Raw genomic sequence first — 16275 nt, 5'->3', positions numbered from 1 at the left:
GGCTAGAGCTTGCTCCGGTCGTAGATCTGCACGACGTCTCGAAGGCCGTACCACCGCACCGGTACACAGCTAGCCACGAGCTTCCATCCCTGCTCCAGCGTGGTGAAGAGGTCATCATCACCGCATGAACCACATATCTCGCCGATAGATGATTCGGTTGCCTTGGTAGGCGTCCAGGATCGCGTTCGCGTTGTAGCCAAGTGGCGGCCACGACACCAGCAGCGTGTGGCTAGGGTGCCAGGAAACGGCGTCCTCGGCGTCTGCCTCCGTGACCGGGAAGTGCGCGGCGACGTTTCGGTGCCACCGGTTGCTGTCAGAGCCCAGCGTGGGCGGGTATCGGTCGTACGCGACGACGTTGACCCCGGCCTGCGCCAGCAGCCACGCCCAGTAGCCGGTTCCTGCCATTGGGTCCAAAAGGTGACCTTGGGAGTGCGCGGCGACGAAGCGGAGCGTGTCCGGGGCGGTGATCGTCCAGGAGTAGCGTGCGACATAGGTCTGACGCACAGACAGCCAGTCGGTGACGGTGCTCTGCCCTCCGTGCTGGGTCAGCCCGAATCCGCCGACAGTCGGTGTGCCCCCAGGGATCGATCCGGTTGGGTCCACGTAGCCACTCACCGCATCCCAGTAGGGGATTGATGATGTCGTCCCCCATTGCTGGCTCCTCACTCTGGGGCTGTAAGGGTCAGAGCTAACGCCCTTCCCCTTGACGTCAGAGGAAGGGGCGTTGTGGCCCTCGCATTCAGGTTGTCATGGCGCTTGCTCCGCTACCAGACCCTCTACTGAGGGTGACTGGTAGGGCACTCGACGGGGGTGAAGGCCCACGCAGGGCAGAGGAGGTTAGTTAATCAGTTAACTAACCTCCTCTGAATGGAGGATGCAACCGAGGTCAGCACCACTATCACCGAAAAGCCAACAAGGCTACTTGCATAACTTTTACTCGGCCGCTAATGTGGGTGTCGCGTGGGGTGCTGGAACTCCACCACCTTCCTCAATCCGAGAGGGCGACCCATGGTTCGCACTGATGACCGCCTAGCGTCAGTTCTCAGGCTCAGATCCGATCGTGTCCCCAGGCAATGTCTTCCTTCGCAGAAAGAAGTCCCGCAACCTTCCCCCCAAGACGAGGGAACGGTAGATGACCGGGAACTTAACTTCATCGCTCGCCTGATATGGCGGCTCGGTGGGCAAGCCGACTACCACACCATCGCCAAGGAAGTCCCTCCGGCACTGCTGCGCCCGGATGACGAGGTGGAGGGCAACCCCACCCGTCTGCAATTGGCTCTGCGTCGTGGCGTGTGGGGAAACTGGTTCGTGGTGGAGCCCAACGGGCACAACTACACGTTTCTGCTGACCGAGTTCGGCTGCGAAAGGGCCAACCTTGGATCCCTCGAGCGTACGGACCTGAAGAAGCTGCTGGCGCTAGCTCAGCAGCTAGCAACCGGGGTCTATGCGATGGCCAGCGGAGAGGTTGACGGGCCCTCCCGCGAAGACTATGGAGGTGTAGCCGCCAAACTGGCTGAGCTGGTACACGCTGCGGGGATAGCCGCAACCCGTCGCGGCCACACCGGCAGCCCAGTGGAGTACCTGGGACACGTTGACGTGCTCTTTCACGACATCACCCGCAGCAACAGCTAGGCGCCTCTACCAACTGAACTGAGGGCGTAACCCTGTTGACCAGGAAAGGAGGACACGTGGCCGGTAGTGACATCACCCCACCCCTGTGCGGGGACATCACCCCACCCCTGTGCGGGTACGTCACCGCTGGCCGCGTGTCCTCCGGCCCTCACCACCTGCTCAGAGCGCATGATGGGGTGCTTCCGCTCCCCATCGACAACGCCTCTACGGTGGGGAGCCTCGGGCAGGCTGCGACGGGACGCAGCCAGCCACGAAGGGGTGCCCTTCACCTTGGCGGCGCTGACGCGCCGCCGCATACATCCGAACCAACCCCGTAGTTAGGACCCCCCATGGCAACAACCATCCTGATCAACTCCAACAAGGGCGGCGTGGGTAAAAGCGCGCAATGCCGGGAGCTGGCGTGCGCGCTGGCGCGTGCCAGCTGGCAGGTCGACGTGGTCGATATGGCCCCCCAGGGCAACACCACGAGACGGTTCGGCATCGACCGTGCTGCGCTGGCGGCTGCCGGTCACCCGGGCACCGCCGACCTGATCGACCCCACCAAGAACATCACCTACCACCAGACGCTGGTTCCAGCGGGGTGGGATGTCCCCTGGGCAGGCAACATCCGTGTAGCGCCCTCCCTGAACGCCATCAACATGCAAAACCGCAACCTGGAAGCGGGCAGGCCCGGCGCGGAGCGGCGTCTGTTCGCTGCTCTGAACGGCCAGACCGAGGACCGGCACGTGGTCCTCATCGACACCGACCCCGGCATGGACCACCTCATGGCCGTCGCTCTCGCTGCGGCAGACGGACTTTTGATCACCGTCGAGCTGGACTACGACGCGGTCGAAGGTGGGGTAAACGTGGTGTCCTACCTCAACGCGAACAAGGTGCTTATGGGCCTGGAAGACGTGAGAGTCGTCGGGGTCGTCGTGACCAGAGCCCGCCGGGAGCTGTCCGCCACGGCCAAGGTGCAGGAGGAAAACCTTCCGCAGGCTTTCGCCGCCGCCGGGGGCCCAGAACTCATCTGGACGCCGTCCGTGCCGCTGTACGACACCCTGCACGCCGCACTGTCCGACGCCCGGCCGTTGGAGGCGTACAACCACCCGTCCGCACGTCGGCTTGAGGAGGTGTTCGCCGCGCACGCGGCACAACTCGTCAAGGCCATCGGCTACTGAAAGTTACTGTCTAGCCACGAGAGGAGATCCCCATGGCGACCACAAAGAAGCCGGTTCCCGGTGCAACCTCACCTATGGTCCCGCCCCCGCCGCCGCCGCTCCCGCCGCCCTCGCCGGTACAGCGGCAAGCCCCACCCCAACCCTCGCCTCCGCCGGCCCCTCAGGAACCCGTGTACACGCAGCCTCAGGAAGTACCCCCGGCACAGACCCCAGCCACCACCGCACAATCCGGCGGCGTAGTTAACCAGTTAACTAACCTCCCCCAAACGGGGGATGTGACGCAGGCCCTGTCGCTCGCCGCGATGGTGGGCCCCCACATGGTGGACCCAGAAACTGACCGCAAGCTCGCCGGCTTCCACTTGCCTCTCTACGTAACCGATGCACTCGATGCCGCTTTCCGACTACGCCTGGTGAAAGACCCGGACACGGGCAAGCCACTCAACAAGCAGGAGATCGTAGACCTCGCGTTGAAATGGCTACTACCGTCAGCCGTTCTGGACCAGGCATACGTGAACCGATACAACCGGCCACGACCAGGAGGAGGGACCCAGTGAGTAGCGCAGTGCCCTCCTCGCCCGGCACACACCCACCGACTGCCTTCGACGGCACCGACCCCGTGGACCTCAACGAGCTAGGAGGCGAGTACCGGGCATGGCGCGCGGTACTCGACCTGCTCGCCCGCACGGGCGAGACCATGCCCCTGCCCGCAGAGTTCGCGCCCGACCCGACGATGCTCATCATCGCGGCGGGCTGGCACTACCAGCCCGCCCTACGCCGTGAGGGCGACCGCTTCGTCCTGACCTGCACACACACCGGATGGACCCCGGACCTTCTAGCCGCGCAACAACTCCTAGCGCGCCACGGCGAGTAGCCCCCCGGTGTCGGGTCGCTCGAGTCGCCCCCTTGCCCGAGGGCGACTCGACACCGACGCGCGTGGGGACGGCCTCAACACCGCTCGACCCACCCCACCCCTGTGCGGGTACGTCACCCCGTTCTCCCCCCACGGGCAGTCATGCTGCCCGCACGGGGACCAGGCCGATCGCGATCTGTTCACTGTGCTGCTCTACGTACTGGTCAGGGCTCACATGCGGCGGCATCGGCGCCGCACCAACACAGAGCACCCACCCGACCACGAGCGCGGGCGACCGGCCCCCACTCGTCGCCGACAGGCCGCGCGAACTGCTCCCCGGGGGTGTGCAGGGTCGCCCGCCCATCAGCACCCAATTCCACCCACGTGTCAGCGGCGGCGGGCTCGGTCGTGATGGTCCCCGGCGCACCCAGACCGAGGGTCTTGGACACAAGAGGCATCGTCACGGGGGCACGCTCGTCGGGCGTGGTGAGCAGGAAAAACGCCTCATCGTGGCCCGTGGGAGCCGGCGCTACCCACCCGGAAAGCATGAGCGTGCCCAGAACTCCCTCAATCGGATCGACCATTACGTATCCCTTCCGCGGCTACTGGGCATCTGGTTCTTGCCCGGACGCCCCATAGTTGCGCACCTCCCGTCGGGCCCGACCACCGGCGCACCCGGCAGACGTCCGTGACGTGCCCGCACAGGGGTGGGGTCCTCCCACGCCGCCACCGCAGCCTTTCTGGTCTGCCCCGTTTCTGCTGGCGCGCGCCGGGTCGGACCTGACGCGTTCAGGTAGACAGAGCACACACCAGGGCCCAACGTGGTACTCTTCTGGCTGTTGCGGGACTCGATCCCGCCCTTCATTGAGGCAAGTTGCCAGGCATCTCATTGAGGCTGTCGCCGGTCGATTATCTGTAGCGGGTGTTACCCGCCCTTCACTGAACCCCCGGACCGTTCCGGTCCGGGGGTCGTTACCGTGCTACAGCAGTGGAGGGAACAAATGATGATGTTCGATTCGGTCGGGGTTTCCGACATCGCCGAGCGATCCCACGCGAGTGCAGACCTGGTTGAGCAGTGGGCTAAGCAGGCGACGTTTCCGCGCCCGCTGGTCGCTCGCAATGGGGGGCGGTGCTGGGAGTGGGAGGATGTTGAGAAGTGGTTGAGGATGTCCCGCCGGCTGCCCTCCTTCCTGCGATACCGGGACATGAGCGGCGGCGACCTTATCCACGCGCAATGCCTCGAAGAGGATGAGGACGGCTGCGACCGGTGGGTCACATACGCTGCATTCCACTGCGGTGATATCACCGGGTGGAGGGCCTACCCGAAACCGGCTATGAAGGAAGAAGCCCTCGATCCGCGCGACGCCCGAGACTGGGCCGAGTCCCTGCTCAAGGGGTGGATCGACGCGTGCATGGAGTGGGTGCGCAAGCACCCCGACGAGCCGATGCCACCGCATCTGAGCGGCGCGTGGTGGAAGTAGCACGCGACCCCGGCACGTCACACTACGGGCGGCCCGACGTAGTGTGACGTGCCCACGCAGGGGCGGGGTCCTCCCCTCCCACACCGTCCGGCAAGGGCCTTCAGCGGCACGCCCACCGGTCCGCCTCAACCCGCGCCGCCCGCAACGGACCGAGCCCTGATCGACTCGGCTGCGCTAAACTGCCCGCACGGCTGCCGCGCCAGCCGATCCGGGAGCCCATCCCTGCCACGCCGGGGGCGGGCCGCGAACGGAGAAGACGTCGCAGACTCAGCGCCCACCCACTCGCACTGCTTTCGGGCATGACCTCGCGTCGGTTGGGGTCGGGCGTGGGCGTACCCCGGCCGCGAAACGAGCGATGATGCCGAAAAGTAGCCGTAAGCTCACCCGCGCCGCGATTCAGCGCCGTAACAGCACCGGCGAAACCTACACCCAGGCCCGGCAGGGCGTGATCGCCACCCTGAACCTGCCAGAGCCCGAGCGTCAGGCCCACGCCTTCCGCGCGGCCGTCGCACTGCGCATGGCCCACGCCGGCGAGGACAAGACCACGGCCTCCACCGCGGTGGAGGCCATACAGGACATCGCGCAACGCAACGACTGGACCTTCCCCGTCGCCCAGGCCGCCTACGACGACCCCGCTAACCAGGTCATGTGCCAGACGTGTGGGTGGACCAACGGCATGGTGTGCCCCGAGTGCCCCGGCTGCGGCTGCTACAACAGCCGATGCACCGGCTGGCGGCACGAGGAGTTCATGAGCGACGACGAACGCCGCGAACTCCACGAGTGCCCGGAGTGCGGCGGCGACATGCGCAACCACTACGACTGCACCTGCCACGACGACGTTGACGATGAGGACTGACCCCAGACCCACGCTGGCTGCCGGCCTGGCAGTGTTTCCGCTGCCGGCCGGCGCCAAGCGCGCCGCCCCGGGCTGGTCACGCCAGATCACGACCGACCCCGCGACAGTCGCCGGCTGGCCCGATGGCGTCAACATCGGTGTTGCCTGCCGCGCCTCGAACGTGGTCGGCCTGGACCTGGACCGCAAGCACGGCGTCGAGGGCGTCGACACCCTACGGGCGCTGTGCGCCGCGGCACGCTGGCCGTGGCCGGACACCCTCACCGTGGCCACCGCACACGACGGGCTGCACCTCTACTTCCGCGCCCCAACCGGCGTGGTACCCAGCTCGATCGGCCGGTGGCCCGGCATCGATGTCCGCGCTCCCGGCCGCCGTCTCGGCGGCTACCTCGTGGGCCCCGGCTCCGTTGTCGACGGCCGCCCGTACACGATCAGCCGGAACCGGCCCATCGCGGCGCTACCGCCCTGGCTGGCCGCGAAGCTGACCGACTCCCGCGTGGTGGTGACGCCGTGACCAGGTGCGCCTAGTCACGGCAACGTCAACGAGCCGTACGCTAGGTGCTCACCGTCACCCGATGAGCTGGTCGAGCGTCGCTGTCGGCGTGATCGCGTACATCTCGTCGTGGCCGGTGGCGATCGCCATTGCCTCGATGACGCGGCGGGCGTGGGCGTGGCCGCCGGCCACGACGGCTTCGCGTAGGTCGACGGGCTTACCGCTGGCCAGGCTCACGGCCAGGGCGACCAGCTGTTGCGCGCCGGTGCCCCACCGCCGCGCGACCGCGATCGACTCCACCGTGGGCCAGTCGCGGACGAACGCGGCCGTGACCGGCGCATCCGGTTCCGCCTCGTTGTCGAACACCAGCATGCTCACCGCGTCATGCTGGTGTGGGAACGCGGTGAACGTCAGGAGGTGTACCGCGGCCTGCATCGTCGGGCGGTCACCGAATTTCGCACCGACGGTGAGCAGGTCGATCAGCTCATCCGGGCTGTATCCCGACGGATTTCGTGGTGCGTCGTTATCGTCGTGAGCCATGAGCGGCACCGTACGTCACACGGCAGCTACCGATCTACGCCCCGGTGCTGCCTGTGTGACAGGTCAGAAGCTGTTGCCGGTACAGACCACCACCGCGTATTCGCCCTGAGACGTCCTCTCCTCCACCACCTCATCATCGATGGTTATCTTGCAGGTGATCTCACCGGAACCACTCTTGATCTGCGCCATGACCGAGGCCGAGATGGGTTCCTCCTGCGTGAGTTCTTGCTTCCACGGCAGGGGCGCGTTCTTCTCCTGCGACTGGTCGCCCCCGATGGCCCAGCTCACGCGCGCGTTTTCAGGGCCGGTGACCTCCAACACGATCGTCTTCTCCGCCGTGCTGTCGGTAGTCTCCGCCGTGGCGGGAGCTTCGGTCTGCTCCGGCGACCCCTGACTGTCGGTGTCGTCGGTGCCGCCGCTGGAGCACGCAAGGGCAAGCGCGGCCAGGCCGGCGAGGCTGGCCGCGAACAGTTTCGTGCGCATGACTCTCCACGAGGGGCCAGATCGTCAGACCACTGTGGGCGGCCGGTCCTGGCCCCCGGTTTCGCCCCGGCCGCAGCGGGCTATCTTGCCGGCACACGCGGTGCGTAGGCAATCCTCCGCGATGGGCTGTCAGCTAGGCGACGCACAGACCCCCTCATTCGGCGAGGGAACGCCGGGAAAGCCGCCGTCCTGATTGATCGCGACAGATGCGACACTCCGGCCGGGGATCGACTGGTCTTCGTGCCCGGTAGCAGCAACGCCAGCCCTTCGGCCTCCTCGCCGGCCCACCCGACATCAATTGACCGCGCCTCAGACACCCGTAGCAAACCAGCGAAACCCAACAAAAGCATCGCGACGTCACGCATTCCCCGAGGCATAGCACGGTCACACACTGAGACACCGCACCGCGTCTTCGATCCGTAACGCGCGAGAACGCTTCTTGACCCAACCCTGCCGCGCCAAGGTATGATCATGCTTGCGCTGCACACCTAGCGCGGGCACGCCGTCGGGAACCGGTTGTCCGTGCAACGATGCCACGCCGTGATCGTGGCTTTGTGCTTGTTGATCGTGGACGGTGCCCGTCTGCGTTCCGCCAGGTGTTGCAGGCACTGGGCGAGGACGTCAGGAGCGCACGGAATGGGCTGGAACCAGCGAACCGGGGAGCACCCCCCCGTCGCCGGCCGGCACCATTGCCGAAACGCCTTCCACGCCCGAACGTACTCATCTCGTGTACGAGGAGACCAACCCGCCGCCGTTGACCGGGCCAGCGCCGGCCGCGTCAGGTACGACCCAGGCCCTTCGAGAGCAGGTCCGGCAAATCGGACTCGGCAACCGCGATCACCTCGTCCATCGACGCTTCAGCATGGCGCGCCGGGCCAGCGGTACGCGTGCCGCTGCACGCGTTGGAAGTCGTGGGGCACATCGGGTAGCGCGTCCTAGGACACCTTAGAGCGAGTGTGCCAACCCACGACGGCCACGTCGGGACTGGGCGTATGGGCTCGCCCGGGACGCTCAGCGCGTGCCTGGGAGTGGCAGGCGGTACCGCTGCCCCGGGTGGCCGCCACGCTCGGAGCGCGGAGCATCCGTTGATCCCGCACTGGCAGTCCGAGTCGGGTGACCACCACCCGGCGCTGTGCCCCGGTGGAGGCGACGTTGGCGTGGGCGGCGTATCTGATCGGGCGCGGTGCCCCCCCGGACCTCTCCCCTGCTGCGGGCTGTCGACCAGCACAACCGGGTGTCCGGGGTGGACGTGGGGCATCTACGCGGGCGGGGTCGGGTGCACAGTAGCGGCCGGATGTCGACACGGGGCCTTAACATGGCGTTCCAGTCGGTGGTGCTGGCCGCTGGTATCCCCCACGCCAGCACCTACACGTTTCACTCGCTGCGTGTCGGTGGAGCCTCCGAGCTGCGACGTCGAGGGGCGACGATCGAGAGCATCACGGATGCCGGACGGTGGTCGCGGCACTCGACGGTCGTCATGGACTATCTGAGGGCGGCGGAGCGGTGGATTGATCATCCGATGCAGAAGGTCGGCGCGTACGCGGTGACCGAGTATTTGGCGGCTGTGCTTGACAGGGAAGGAGCTGGACGATAGATGTTCAGGAGATTGGGTTCGGACCCGCTGACGGGTCAGGTGGTCGTGATGCTCGGCGTCACCGTGGGAGAGATGCGGGAGTTGGCCGACGAGGCGGCGTTTTCGGTGTCTGAGATGGTCAATGTGGGTGACCATCCCACGTCGTTCGCCGGCCTCAAGGTCGTGTTGGTGTCCGCCTCATCCGAGGCGGAGTTGCAGCAACGGTTCGAGGTGTTGGCGGGATTGGCTGATCGGTGCGGCGAGTGCGATTCGTGCCGTGGGGTCGCTACCGCCACGCATGCGGTGGTAGCTGAGGCCGAGCAGGTGGCCCGGAAAGCAGCCGAACAGTGAAGACGGACATCCCTTTGGTAATTGACCTCGACTCGGCTGCCACCCTCGACGGCTTGGGAAAGCTCGACCTCGGACAGCTCGACTCCGACGCGATGCGTTGCGCTGTTGACCGGGCGACCACCGGCTACGACTTCATCCTGATCGACACGCCACCTTCGGCGGTCCCCGTCGATCCGGAGCAGTGGAAGACCACCCCGGACGGCGACGAGTGAGCGGCGATCTGCCGATGCCGCGGAACCCGCTGTCTCGTCAACGCGAGCAGCTCCGCGCGATCGAGGCGGCCGAGCAGACCAAGCTCAACGACTTGATCGTGGTGGCCGAGGCCGAGGGCGTCGTCGGCGGAGCCCGGATCGCCGAGCTCGACGCGAAGCGCAAAGCGGCCCGGCGCCGGTTGAGCGCCGCGCGGGGCCGGCTGACTCGAGCGCGCCGGGACGGCAGCGCGCAGAAGATCGCCGCAGCGCACGCGGCCGTACGGGCTGCCGACGCCGACGCGGGACGTGTGTCCGAGGCGGCACTGGACGAGATGCACCACCTGATCCGCGCGAGGCTCGGCACCCTGCGCGCCATGAGCGACCAGATCGACGCCTCCTGGGCGGCCCAAGCCGCGGTCACCGACACCTACCGGCGTCCGCCCGGCTCTCCGGAACGACCGGCGTGACCGCCGAGGTCGTCGCGCTGCCTTGTAGGCGACCGCGAGTGCGAGTCGAGAGGTGGACTCCACTACCGCGATTCTTCCGTCGGCGGTAGTGGTCACCTCCGCCTCGACGGTGGCGGCTTCCCGCCGTTCCGCGCGAATCCGATCCCCCGTGGGGTCGCTACCGCCGTGCGTGCGGTGGTAGCTGAAGGCTGAGTGGGTGGCCCGGAAGGCGAGCGAACAGTGAGGACGGACATCGCTGATACCGGGCAGTGACCGGGCCCTAGAGCGTGCGCGCGGACGACTGACCACAACAGAAGCTAGGACCCCCGGTATCCGGGGGTCCTGACTGCTGTGATTCCACCCCCACATGCGTGGGGAAGTGCCCCTCACCAAGAGGCTGGTACGGCCAACGACCGATATACCCCCACAGGTGTGGGGACCCCCGCGTTGGCGGGGACTTCAGTCACGCTAGCAGTCGCCTAACCCGATGGGAGGGAGCGACATATGCCGACTGGACTTCTCCTTGAGCGCAGGCTTTCAGGCGGTTCCCGTTATCAGGTGAGGTGGTCAGCAACGGCGACGGCTACGTCACGTGCAGTTCACATCCTGGGGGCTTCCGCTCATTTGGGTATCTCCGACATCCTCACCTCGGAGGCCCGCTGGCCCACGTGTCGCTCGTGATTTTCGGTGAACATCCGGGCCACCGCCCCGACGTGCTTTGTGCAGGCGAAGTACCACTGCCTTTCCTCCCCGCCGAGCGGGCGCAGGACACATGAGCAGGCGGGACTGATTCGCCACAGGGCGTTGCCTAGACAGGCGTCGCACTCCGGGGCGCTCACCGGGCAACCCCGAGGGTGGGCGTGGAAGCCAGGTCGGCAAGGGTGTCCAGGAGGGTCACGTGCACAGCTTCTCCGTTCGTCGGGGGTGAATGTCCTCTCGGTGGCGGGCGCTGCTTCGGAAGCTCGCTGCCTGCCAACACCCACACTAAGCGGTCGCATAGAATCCGTCAAACATCATTGGAAGGTTTTTATGTGACCGCTCAATGGTGTTCCATGCAGTCAGGGGTGAGGGTGAGGCTCATACGCCGGTGATCCGCGCAGCCAGTTCGTCCGCCACGGTCTGACACCACCACTCGGTGATCGGCCCGTCACCCCACCGGGCCACGATGTCGACCCGGGACGCGATGACAGCCATGCCGGCCTCGGTGGCGAACTCGGCCGTGACCGCGCACGCGCCAGCGAAGCCCGACACGGCGATCACCGGATCACGAGCGATGTCCAGGTCCATCAGTTGCCAGACGGTGTCAGCTGTCAGGGTTTCGATCATGGGCCTCTCCGGATCATGGGAACTGGTAGGCGAACCTGTCCAGTGTCACTGCCGATATCGGGGCGCTCCCTCAGGCCCCGCCACGCATCTGTCGTACATGTGTACGGCGGGTCGGTCCCCGGTTCCCCCGATGGAGCTGACACTATGGACCACAGCAACACATCGGCGCATGTTCATATGATCGGTTTTGTCACCTGCACGGGGGTTTAGGTGATAGGCACTCTTTCCACGTCCACGTCCACGCGCGTCGGCACCGGACTACACGCACCATCCACGGCACCGGCGGGTGCCTGGCAGCGACTGTCCCCCGCCCGGGCGCGGGTGGCCGTGCTGTCCTGGCGTGCTATCGGGCTGATGTTGATCACCGCGACAGGTTGGGACGTGATCGGCCTGGCCCTGATCGGTGACCGTGTGTACTCCTCACCGGCCTACGATCTGGCCCGGCAGATCCCGGGCGGGATGCGAACCTACGGCGTAGCCCTGGCCGCGTTGCTGCTCTACATCGTCTACGGCTACGGGCAGTACCGCGCTGGCCGGGGCCGGCGGCTACGACTCGGCCTGGCGCTGCTGGCCGGCTGGCACCTCGGATGGTTCGCCGTCCTGACCGCCACCTACGTCCTGACCTGGCAAGTGCCGTCCTGGCGGGCGGTAGGAGTCGGCGCGTTCGTCACGGCGGTGGCGCTGCTGGTTGCCCGCGCCACGCCACCGGACCGGAGGTAGCCGGTGGGGGCCGTCGAGGTACAGGAGGCGGCCGGGTGGCCGGCATGGTGGCAGATTGTCGGACCGATCATCGCCGCCCTTATCGGGGTGGCCACGGGGATCTACGGCACCCGCAGCAGTTGGCGGGCCGCCGAGGCGTCCAACGACACGGCACGGGCACGCCTGGACCACGACCGGGACGCCCACGTGGACGCCCGCACAGACAGGCAGCTCGAGCAGACGTGGGCTCGGCTGACGGAGGTCACCGCGGAACTGGACCAGCGCACGGCACAGTTTTGGGCCCTGTGGGAGCAGCACCAGCGGCTACGGCTGGCGGTGATGCGCCTCGGACACGACCCAGACGCGGTGATCGGCGCGACCGACAAGCACGGACCTCGGTCCTGACTGTTGGTCGCATGAACTGACAACCACGAGAAACGGGGGAACAGCGATGAACGAGCAGACGGCTAACCCATCGTCGCCGTCCGACGCGCTTAAGCGGGTATCGGACCGCGCCGCAGCCTACATCCGTACGGTGTGGCCGATGGCGCTCGGACACGTCGCCGCGCTGGTCGCCGCCTACCTGGCGGCCCGCTCGGGAATCCGGATCGACGAGACCTGGCTTATCGAGGTCATGGCGCTTGCTGCGGGTGCGGCTATCTACGCCGGCGGCCGATGGTTGGAACAGCGCACCGGCACGAGTGGGGTAGCGCGGTCGGCGCGGTGGCTGGGCCGGTGGGTGCTGTCGATCGGCATCCACACCGGTACGCCGGTGTACGTGCCGCAAGCCGGCACGGGTCGCTAGCCCGAGCCGAAGTGCGCTGAAAAGGCCGGGGCCCACCTCCAGCGGGCCCCGGCCTTTTCACGCCGCGGTGGCCTAGTCAGCCAAGATAGGACCCGGCTCGATGCCCTGGGAGACTACTGAACCAACATCATCGCGCGTGTTGGTGGTGGCCTACGCTGATGGTGGCCGGCTCTGGTGGATGCCCTCGACAAGCTCTCCGGGTCGGCCACTCTTCACACCATATTTCGCAAGTTGACTTGCGAATTATGGTTTGGGGGTCCAGACTGGATTGGTCGAGGGCAGTCCCGTAAACGGGTCACCATCCAGGAGGGCAGGAACCATGCAGATCACCGTCCCGCCAGCGGAACCGAAGACCTCCGCGTGGCGGAAAACCATCACCGCGCTGGGCGCCGGGAAAGGCGGTGGTGCCGTCGAGGGTGCCTGGCTTCAGCCCGGCGACGTGGTGGACGTGCCGGTCGGCACGCTCGTGGTGGCGGTCGACAAGGTCACGACCGGGTACGCCTGCACCTATCGCGGCGGTGAACCCTACGCCGCGCAGGATGCCACCGTGACGGTGTTCATCGTGGCGGCAGAGGGGCTGCGGAAGCTGTGGGGCCGGCACTTCAAGTCGGCCAAGTCGGCGTTCGGGGCGACGACGCAGAAGAAGATCGCGGCCCTACTCGAACAGTATCCCGTGCCAGACGGACCAGACGGAGGGGTCAGCGTCGTCACCGAGGCGCAGCGCCCCAACCGCCGCGAGGCGCAGTGTCGGTGGTGCCAGACCACCGTCTACGCCGAAACCGGCCACCTCGTCGGCCATGGCGAGAACATCGAGGTCGAGCACTTCGGGCAGTGCCCTACCCGCATCGTCGCCGCCGGCACCCCGTGTGCGTTGTGCGGGGTCACCGTCAGCGCCGGCCGGCTCGACGCGCCAGCCGCCACGATGATGATCCGCGAGAGCGGCGGCGGCCGGTGGGAAACCCGGCATGCCTCATCCGTGGACTGCACCACCAACCCGCCGGAGAGCCACGAGGACTACACCGCCCGCTGTGACGCGCAGAGCCGGGCCGCCGCCGAACAGTTGCGCGCCGCGCGTGACGCCGACGAGCGGCGCCGGCAGCAGCGGGCAAAGCGGAAGGCCGCCCGAGAGGCCGCCGCCCTAAAGGCCGAGAAGGCGGAGATAGCCCGCGTGGCCACCCTGACCGAGACCTCCCGTAAGTCGGTGACCCTCTACGACAAGAGCCTCGGCGGGAATCGCCGCGCGGCCCTGGACGAGATCACCATCTGGCTGTCTGACGGCACCACCACCACACGCTGGGAGGTGCGCGTCTACAGCACAGGCGGGGGGTGGACCGGGGAGGACGGCGACCCGGACGAGGGACAGAGCACCGAACACACCAACAAACAGGAAGCGCGATTCGCCTACCGGCAGTGGAAGTTCTCCCCGCCCGAACGCGAACGCGACACCCGCACCGGGGGCACGTGCGCCCAGTGCAACCGAGGCGGGGCCCGTTTCCTCCGGCAGGACTCCTCCCGTATCGCCGGCATGGTGTGTGCCAACTGCGACCGCAGCGCTGACTACGAACTGTCGTTCGCGTGATCACGAGCCCCGGCGGGTGTACGCACACCCGCCGGGGCCGGACAGAGAGAGAATCCGCTTGTGGATGAGGCCCCCGAAACCCGCGCGGAGTTGGCCCGCCGCCATGGGGTGCACGCCTCAGCTATCACCCGCGCGCTGCGGGCAGCCGAAAAGGCGCACGCCCGGGATGCGACCCAGCCCGCTCCACCGCCATCGCTGAATCCTGACAGCCCTCACCAGGTGTGGTTGCCATCGGTGTTCGATCCCTGGTGGAAAACTCGCCCACGCCGGGGACGCCCACCATCATCTGAGACGAGGAGCCGAGACGATCGCGGCTAGCCCATCAACACGATGGGCGGACTGGCATCTGCCGCACTACTGGGCCATGGCCCGTGTGGCTCGGCGGTTTGGGTTGGGTAAACCCGACCCAAAAAAAGTATCAAACATTATTTGATAGTTCCTGTTGGGTTGGTATTCTCAAGTGGTGAGGGGCTGGAACCTCACACACCAACCGAGAGGGAGCCATCATGGCGATGCCATCGATTCGGTGCGGTCACTGCGAGGGCCGCCACGAGAGCGTCGCGCAAGTGCGCGAGTGCGACGCCGAACTTCGCTACCTCAGTGAAGACGACCAATGGACCGAGGGTGTCGCCAAGGCTGAGGCCGCGTGCGAGCGGTACCTAGAGGACCAGGGCTACTGGGCGGCGAGAGCCCAGGAAGACTACGAAATGTCCTTGGGTATCTGGCGGTAGAACCGGGGCCCGCCCGGGGCGGCCCCGGTTTCACTGTCTGTCGGTGGGGGTTGGGCGCGCGCCCAGACAGACACAAACCAGACCACTTAAAAACAATCAAACATTACTTTACATCTTCTACTGGATTGTTATGGTCAAGTGGTAAAGGGCTGGAACCCTCGCCAAGACCAACCCGTACCGAGACATGACCCAAGCCACCAGGAATGAGGATCCGATGTTCGCTACCAGCGATCTTGAGGAAATCAAGCTGGCGCTTTCTGATAAGCGCCAGTCGATCCAAGAGCACGCCGCCGCCCTTGAATCCATCGCCGAAACGCTCTCGTCCCGCGCCGACGCCGGGGCGGACGATGCACGGAACCAGGCAAACATGATGCGTCGGCGTGTGGTCGAATACGACCAAATAATCTCAAAAGTTCATGCTGAGATCCGGCGTCGCGACACCGCCTGACGGCGGGCGGCGGGCGGCGGGCGACGTGACGCGCTAGGCTGACAGGCGTCCAACACAACTAAGAGACCATTCTGGCTACGCGCCGCGCTGGGGGGTGCTAGCGCGTGCCCATGAACGGGGACTTCTGTTGACAGGACAATCCGTCGCCTTGCACCGCAAGGAACGGGGCGGGTTCAAAAGCGGAAGGGCCGGATCCCGCCGGCCCTTCCTGCTGTTGTTCTACCGGTGGGACTGCTCGCCGTAGCGGCGGCCCGAACTGGTCAGCCACCACACGTTCGCCGGGGGCTGACGGTCCCCTCCCGGATGCCGCGCATAGTTAACCAGCCCCGCGCATAGCAGCTCCCCCAGCCGGCCCGCCACAAACGACTTGCTCGCCCCGGACGCTCTGGCGATCTCCACGATGGAGAGCTTGACTCCGGACCGCTTGCTGTCCAGAAGCGTCTCCCAGAACGCCCTATCACGCTCTTCGGTACTCATCCGATCGGCCATAAAGTGGATCGTCACATACCCGAGATCCTTTGCACGTTGCGATCCACGCGATACTGTGTGTGTGAACCACAGTGGATGCGGGGCAAACGGGGTCCTTGTGGCAGCGACGAACCGTGGACGGGAACCCACGAGCACGTCGCGCATC

General features: G+C 66.5%; 20 protein-coding genes. 15 read left to right on the top strand and 5 right to left on the bottom strand.

The genetic code is table 11. From position 1 onward, the window contains the following. Positions 1-117: 117 nt before the first annotated feature. Positions 118-615: a class I SAM-dependent methyltransferase gene (locus tag AC1UKG_RS24400; protein ID WP_482642010.1), complete on the bottom strand. Its 498-nt coding sequence runs from the start codon at positions 613-615 to the stop codon at positions 118-120. A gap of 393 nt (positions 616-1008) precedes the next feature. Between AC1UKG_RS24400 and AC1UKG_RS24395 the strand changes: the two genes are divergently transcribed. From AC1UKG_RS24395 to AC1UKG_RS24370, 6 genes are all read left to right on the top strand, one after another. Further along, positions 1009-1632, top strand: coding sequence for a hypothetical protein (locus AC1UKG_RS24395; RefSeq protein WP_482642011.1), 624 nt, complete (start codon positions 1009-1011; stop codon positions 1630-1632). A gap of 329 nt (positions 1633-1961) precedes the next feature. Continuing rightward, positions 1962-2792 (top strand): ParA family protein, encoded by an 831-nt coding sequence (locus AC1UKG_RS24390; RefSeq protein WP_482642012.1) that lies wholly within the window; start codon positions 1962-1964, stop codon positions 2790-2792. Positions 2793-3342: 550 nt separating this feature from the next. Then, on the top strand, positions 3343-3663 hold the full coding sequence (locus tag AC1UKG_RS24385) for a hypothetical protein (protein ID WP_482642013.1): 321 nt from the start codon (positions 3343-3345) through the stop codon (positions 3661-3663). Between the two features lie 980 nt (positions 3664-4643). Beyond that, positions 4644-5123, top strand: coding sequence for a hypothetical protein (locus AC1UKG_RS24380; RefSeq protein ID WP_482642014.1), 480 nt, complete (start codon positions 4644-4646; stop codon positions 5121-5123). A 358-nt stretch (positions 5124-5481) separates the two neighbouring features. Continuing rightward, a complete protein-coding gene (locus AC1UKG_RS24375) occupies positions 5482-5979 on the top strand; it encodes a hypothetical protein (RefSeq protein WP_482642015.1) in 498 nt (165 codons plus the stop codon). Next, positions 5969-6490 (top strand): bifunctional DNA primase/polymerase, encoded by a 522-nt coding sequence (locus AC1UKG_RS24370; RefSeq protein ID WP_482642016.1) that lies wholly within the window; start codon positions 5969-5971, stop codon positions 6488-6490. Before AC1UKG_RS24375 ends, AC1UKG_RS24370 begins: the two co-directional genes overlap by 11 nt. 54 nt (positions 6491-6544) lie before the next feature. Here AC1UKG_RS24370 and AC1UKG_RS24365 read toward each other — a convergent pair whose 3' ends face one another. Next, positions 6545-7009, bottom strand: a complete 465-nt coding sequence (locus AC1UKG_RS24365; RefSeq protein WP_482642017.1) for a hypothetical protein — start codon at positions 7007-7009, stop codon at positions 6545-6547. 63 nt (positions 7010-7072) lie between these two features. Beyond that, entirely contained in the window at positions 7073-7492 is a 420-nt protein-coding gene (locus tag AC1UKG_RS24360; protein WP_482642018.1) for an MmpS family transport accessory protein, read from the bottom strand. Positions 7493-8675: 1183 nt separating this feature from the next. Between AC1UKG_RS24360 and AC1UKG_RS24355 the strand changes: the two genes are divergently transcribed. Genes AC1UKG_RS24355 through AC1UKG_RS24340 form a run of 4 tightly spaced genes read left to right on the top strand, consistent with a single transcriptional unit; the run spans position 8676 to position 10074 of the window. Continuing rightward, the gene (locus AC1UKG_RS24355) at positions 8676-9086 is read left to right on the top strand and encodes a tyrosine-type recombinase/integrase (RefSeq protein ID WP_482642019.1); all 411 of its coding nucleotides are present in this window, start codon (positions 8676-8678) and stop codon (positions 9084-9086) included. Continuing rightward, the gene (locus AC1UKG_RS24350) at positions 9087-9416 is read left to right on the top strand and encodes a hypothetical protein (RefSeq protein WP_482642020.1); all 330 of its coding nucleotides are present in this window, start codon (positions 9087-9089) and stop codon (positions 9414-9416) included. Next, the gene (locus AC1UKG_RS24345; RefSeq protein WP_482642021.1) at positions 9413-9628 is read left to right on the top strand and encodes a hypothetical protein; all 216 of its coding nucleotides are present in this window, start codon (positions 9413-9415) and stop codon (positions 9626-9628) included. The genes AC1UKG_RS24350 and AC1UKG_RS24345 overlap by 4 nt, the downstream gene beginning before the upstream one ends. A 14-nt stretch (positions 9629-9642) precedes the next feature. After that, on the top strand, positions 9643-10074 hold the full coding sequence (locus AC1UKG_RS24340) for a hypothetical protein (RefSeq protein WP_482642022.1): 432 nt from the start codon (positions 9643-9645) through the stop codon (positions 10072-10074). Positions 10075-11130: 1056 nt separating this feature from the next. Here AC1UKG_RS24340 and AC1UKG_RS24335 read toward each other — a convergent pair. After that, positions 11131-11379 (bottom strand): hypothetical protein, encoded by a 249-nt coding sequence (locus tag AC1UKG_RS24335; RefSeq protein ID WP_482642023.1) that lies wholly within the window; start codon positions 11377-11379, stop codon positions 11131-11133. Positions 11380-11733: 354 nt separating this feature from the next. Here AC1UKG_RS24335 and AC1UKG_RS24330 point away from each other — a divergent pair, with 354 nt between their 5' ends. The 5 genes from AC1UKG_RS24330 (at position 11734) to AC1UKG_RS24310 (ending at position 15641) form a co-directional block, all read left to right on the top strand. Continuing rightward, positions 11734-12099: a hypothetical protein gene (locus AC1UKG_RS24330; protein ID WP_475891166.1), complete on the top strand. Its 366-nt coding sequence runs from the start codon at positions 11734-11736 to the stop codon at positions 12097-12099. A gap of 3 nt (positions 12100-12102) precedes the next feature. Further along, entirely contained in the window at positions 12103-12483 is a 381-nt protein-coding gene (locus AC1UKG_RS24325) for a hypothetical protein (RefSeq protein ID WP_482642024.1), read from the top strand. A 46-nt stretch (positions 12484-12529) separates the two neighbouring features. Beyond that, complete coding sequence (locus AC1UKG_RS24320; RefSeq protein ID WP_475891162.1) at positions 12530-12883, top strand: hypothetical protein; 354 nt, start codon at positions 12530-12532, stop codon at positions 12881-12883. A 319-nt stretch (positions 12884-13202) separates the two neighbouring features. Further along, positions 13203-14462, top strand: coding sequence for a hypothetical protein (locus AC1UKG_RS24315; protein ID WP_482642025.1), 1260 nt, complete (start codon positions 13203-13205; stop codon positions 14460-14462). A 915-nt stretch (positions 14463-15377) separates the two neighbouring features. Then, on the top strand, positions 15378-15641 hold the full coding sequence (locus AC1UKG_RS24310; RefSeq protein ID WP_482643235.1) for a hypothetical protein: 264 nt from the start codon (positions 15378-15380) through the stop codon (positions 15639-15641). 219 nt (positions 15642-15860) lie between these two features. Here the strand turns inward: AC1UKG_RS24310 and AC1UKG_RS24305 are convergent, their stop codons facing one another. Next, positions 15861-16118, bottom strand: coding sequence for a hypothetical protein (locus AC1UKG_RS24305; protein ID WP_482642027.1), 258 nt, complete (start codon positions 16116-16118; stop codon positions 15861-15863). Between the last annotated feature and the right edge of the window lie 157 nt (positions 16119-16275).

This window comes from Salinispora sp. CH2A1_6, assembly GCF_056820975.1.
This window is presented reverse-complemented; position numbering and strand designations above follow the sequence as displayed.

Excerpts from the sequence above, each read along its gene's own strand:
- AC1UKG_RS24395 (WP_482642011.1), top strand. The coding sequence starts at position 1,009 with ATGGTTCGCACTGATGACCGCCTAGCGTCAGTTCTCAGGCTCAGATCC.
- AC1UKG_RS24390 (WP_482642012.1), top strand. The coding sequence starts at position 1,962 with ATGGCAACAACCATCCTGATCAACTCCAACAAGGGCGGCGTGGGTAAA.
- AC1UKG_RS24380 (WP_482642014.1), top strand. The coding sequence starts at position 4,644 with ATGATGATGTTCGATTCGGTCGGGGTTTCCGACATCGCCGAGCGATCC.
- AC1UKG_RS24375 (WP_482642015.1), top strand. The coding sequence starts at position 5,482 with ATGCCGAAAAGTAGCCGTAAGCTCACCCGCGCCGCGATTCAGCGCCGT.
- AC1UKG_RS24370 (WP_482642016.1), top strand. The coding sequence starts at position 5,969 with ATGAGGACTGACCCCAGACCCACGCTGGCTGCCGGCCTGGCAGTGTTT.
- AC1UKG_RS24365 (WP_482642017.1), bottom strand. The coding sequence starts at position 7,009 with ATGGCTCACGACGATAACGACGCACCACGAAATCCGTCGGGATACAGC.
- AC1UKG_RS24360 (WP_482642018.1), bottom strand. The coding sequence starts at position 7,492 with ATGCGCACGAAACTGTTCGCGGCCAGCCTCGCCGGCCTGGCCGCGCTT.
- AC1UKG_RS24350 (WP_482642020.1), top strand. The coding sequence starts at position 9,087 with ATGTTCAGGAGATTGGGTTCGGACCCGCTGACGGGTCAGGTGGTCGTG.
- AC1UKG_RS24340 (WP_482642022.1), top strand. The coding sequence starts at position 9,643 with ATGCCGCGGAACCCGCTGTCTCGTCAACGCGAGCAGCTCCGCGCGATC.
- AC1UKG_RS24335 (WP_482642023.1), bottom strand. The coding sequence starts at position 11,379 with ATGATCGAAACCCTGACAGCTGACACCGTCTGGCAACTGATGGACCTG.
- AC1UKG_RS24330 (WP_475891166.1), top strand. The coding sequence starts at position 11,734 with ATGTTGATCACCGCGACAGGTTGGGACGTGATCGGCCTGGCCCTGATC.
- AC1UKG_RS24320 (WP_475891162.1), top strand. The coding sequence starts at position 12,530 with ATGAACGAGCAGACGGCTAACCCATCGTCGCCGTCCGACGCGCTTAAG.
- AC1UKG_RS24315 (WP_482642025.1), top strand. The coding sequence starts at position 13,203 with ATGCAGATCACCGTCCCGCCAGCGGAACCGAAGACCTCCGCGTGGCGG.
- AC1UKG_RS24310 (WP_482643235.1), top strand. The coding sequence starts at position 15,378 with ATGACCCAAGCCACCAGGAATGAGGATCCGATGTTCGCTACCAGCGAT.
- AC1UKG_RS24305 (WP_482642027.1), bottom strand. The coding sequence starts at position 16,118 with ATGAGTACCGAAGAGCGTGATAGGGCGTTCTGGGAGACGCTTCTGGAC.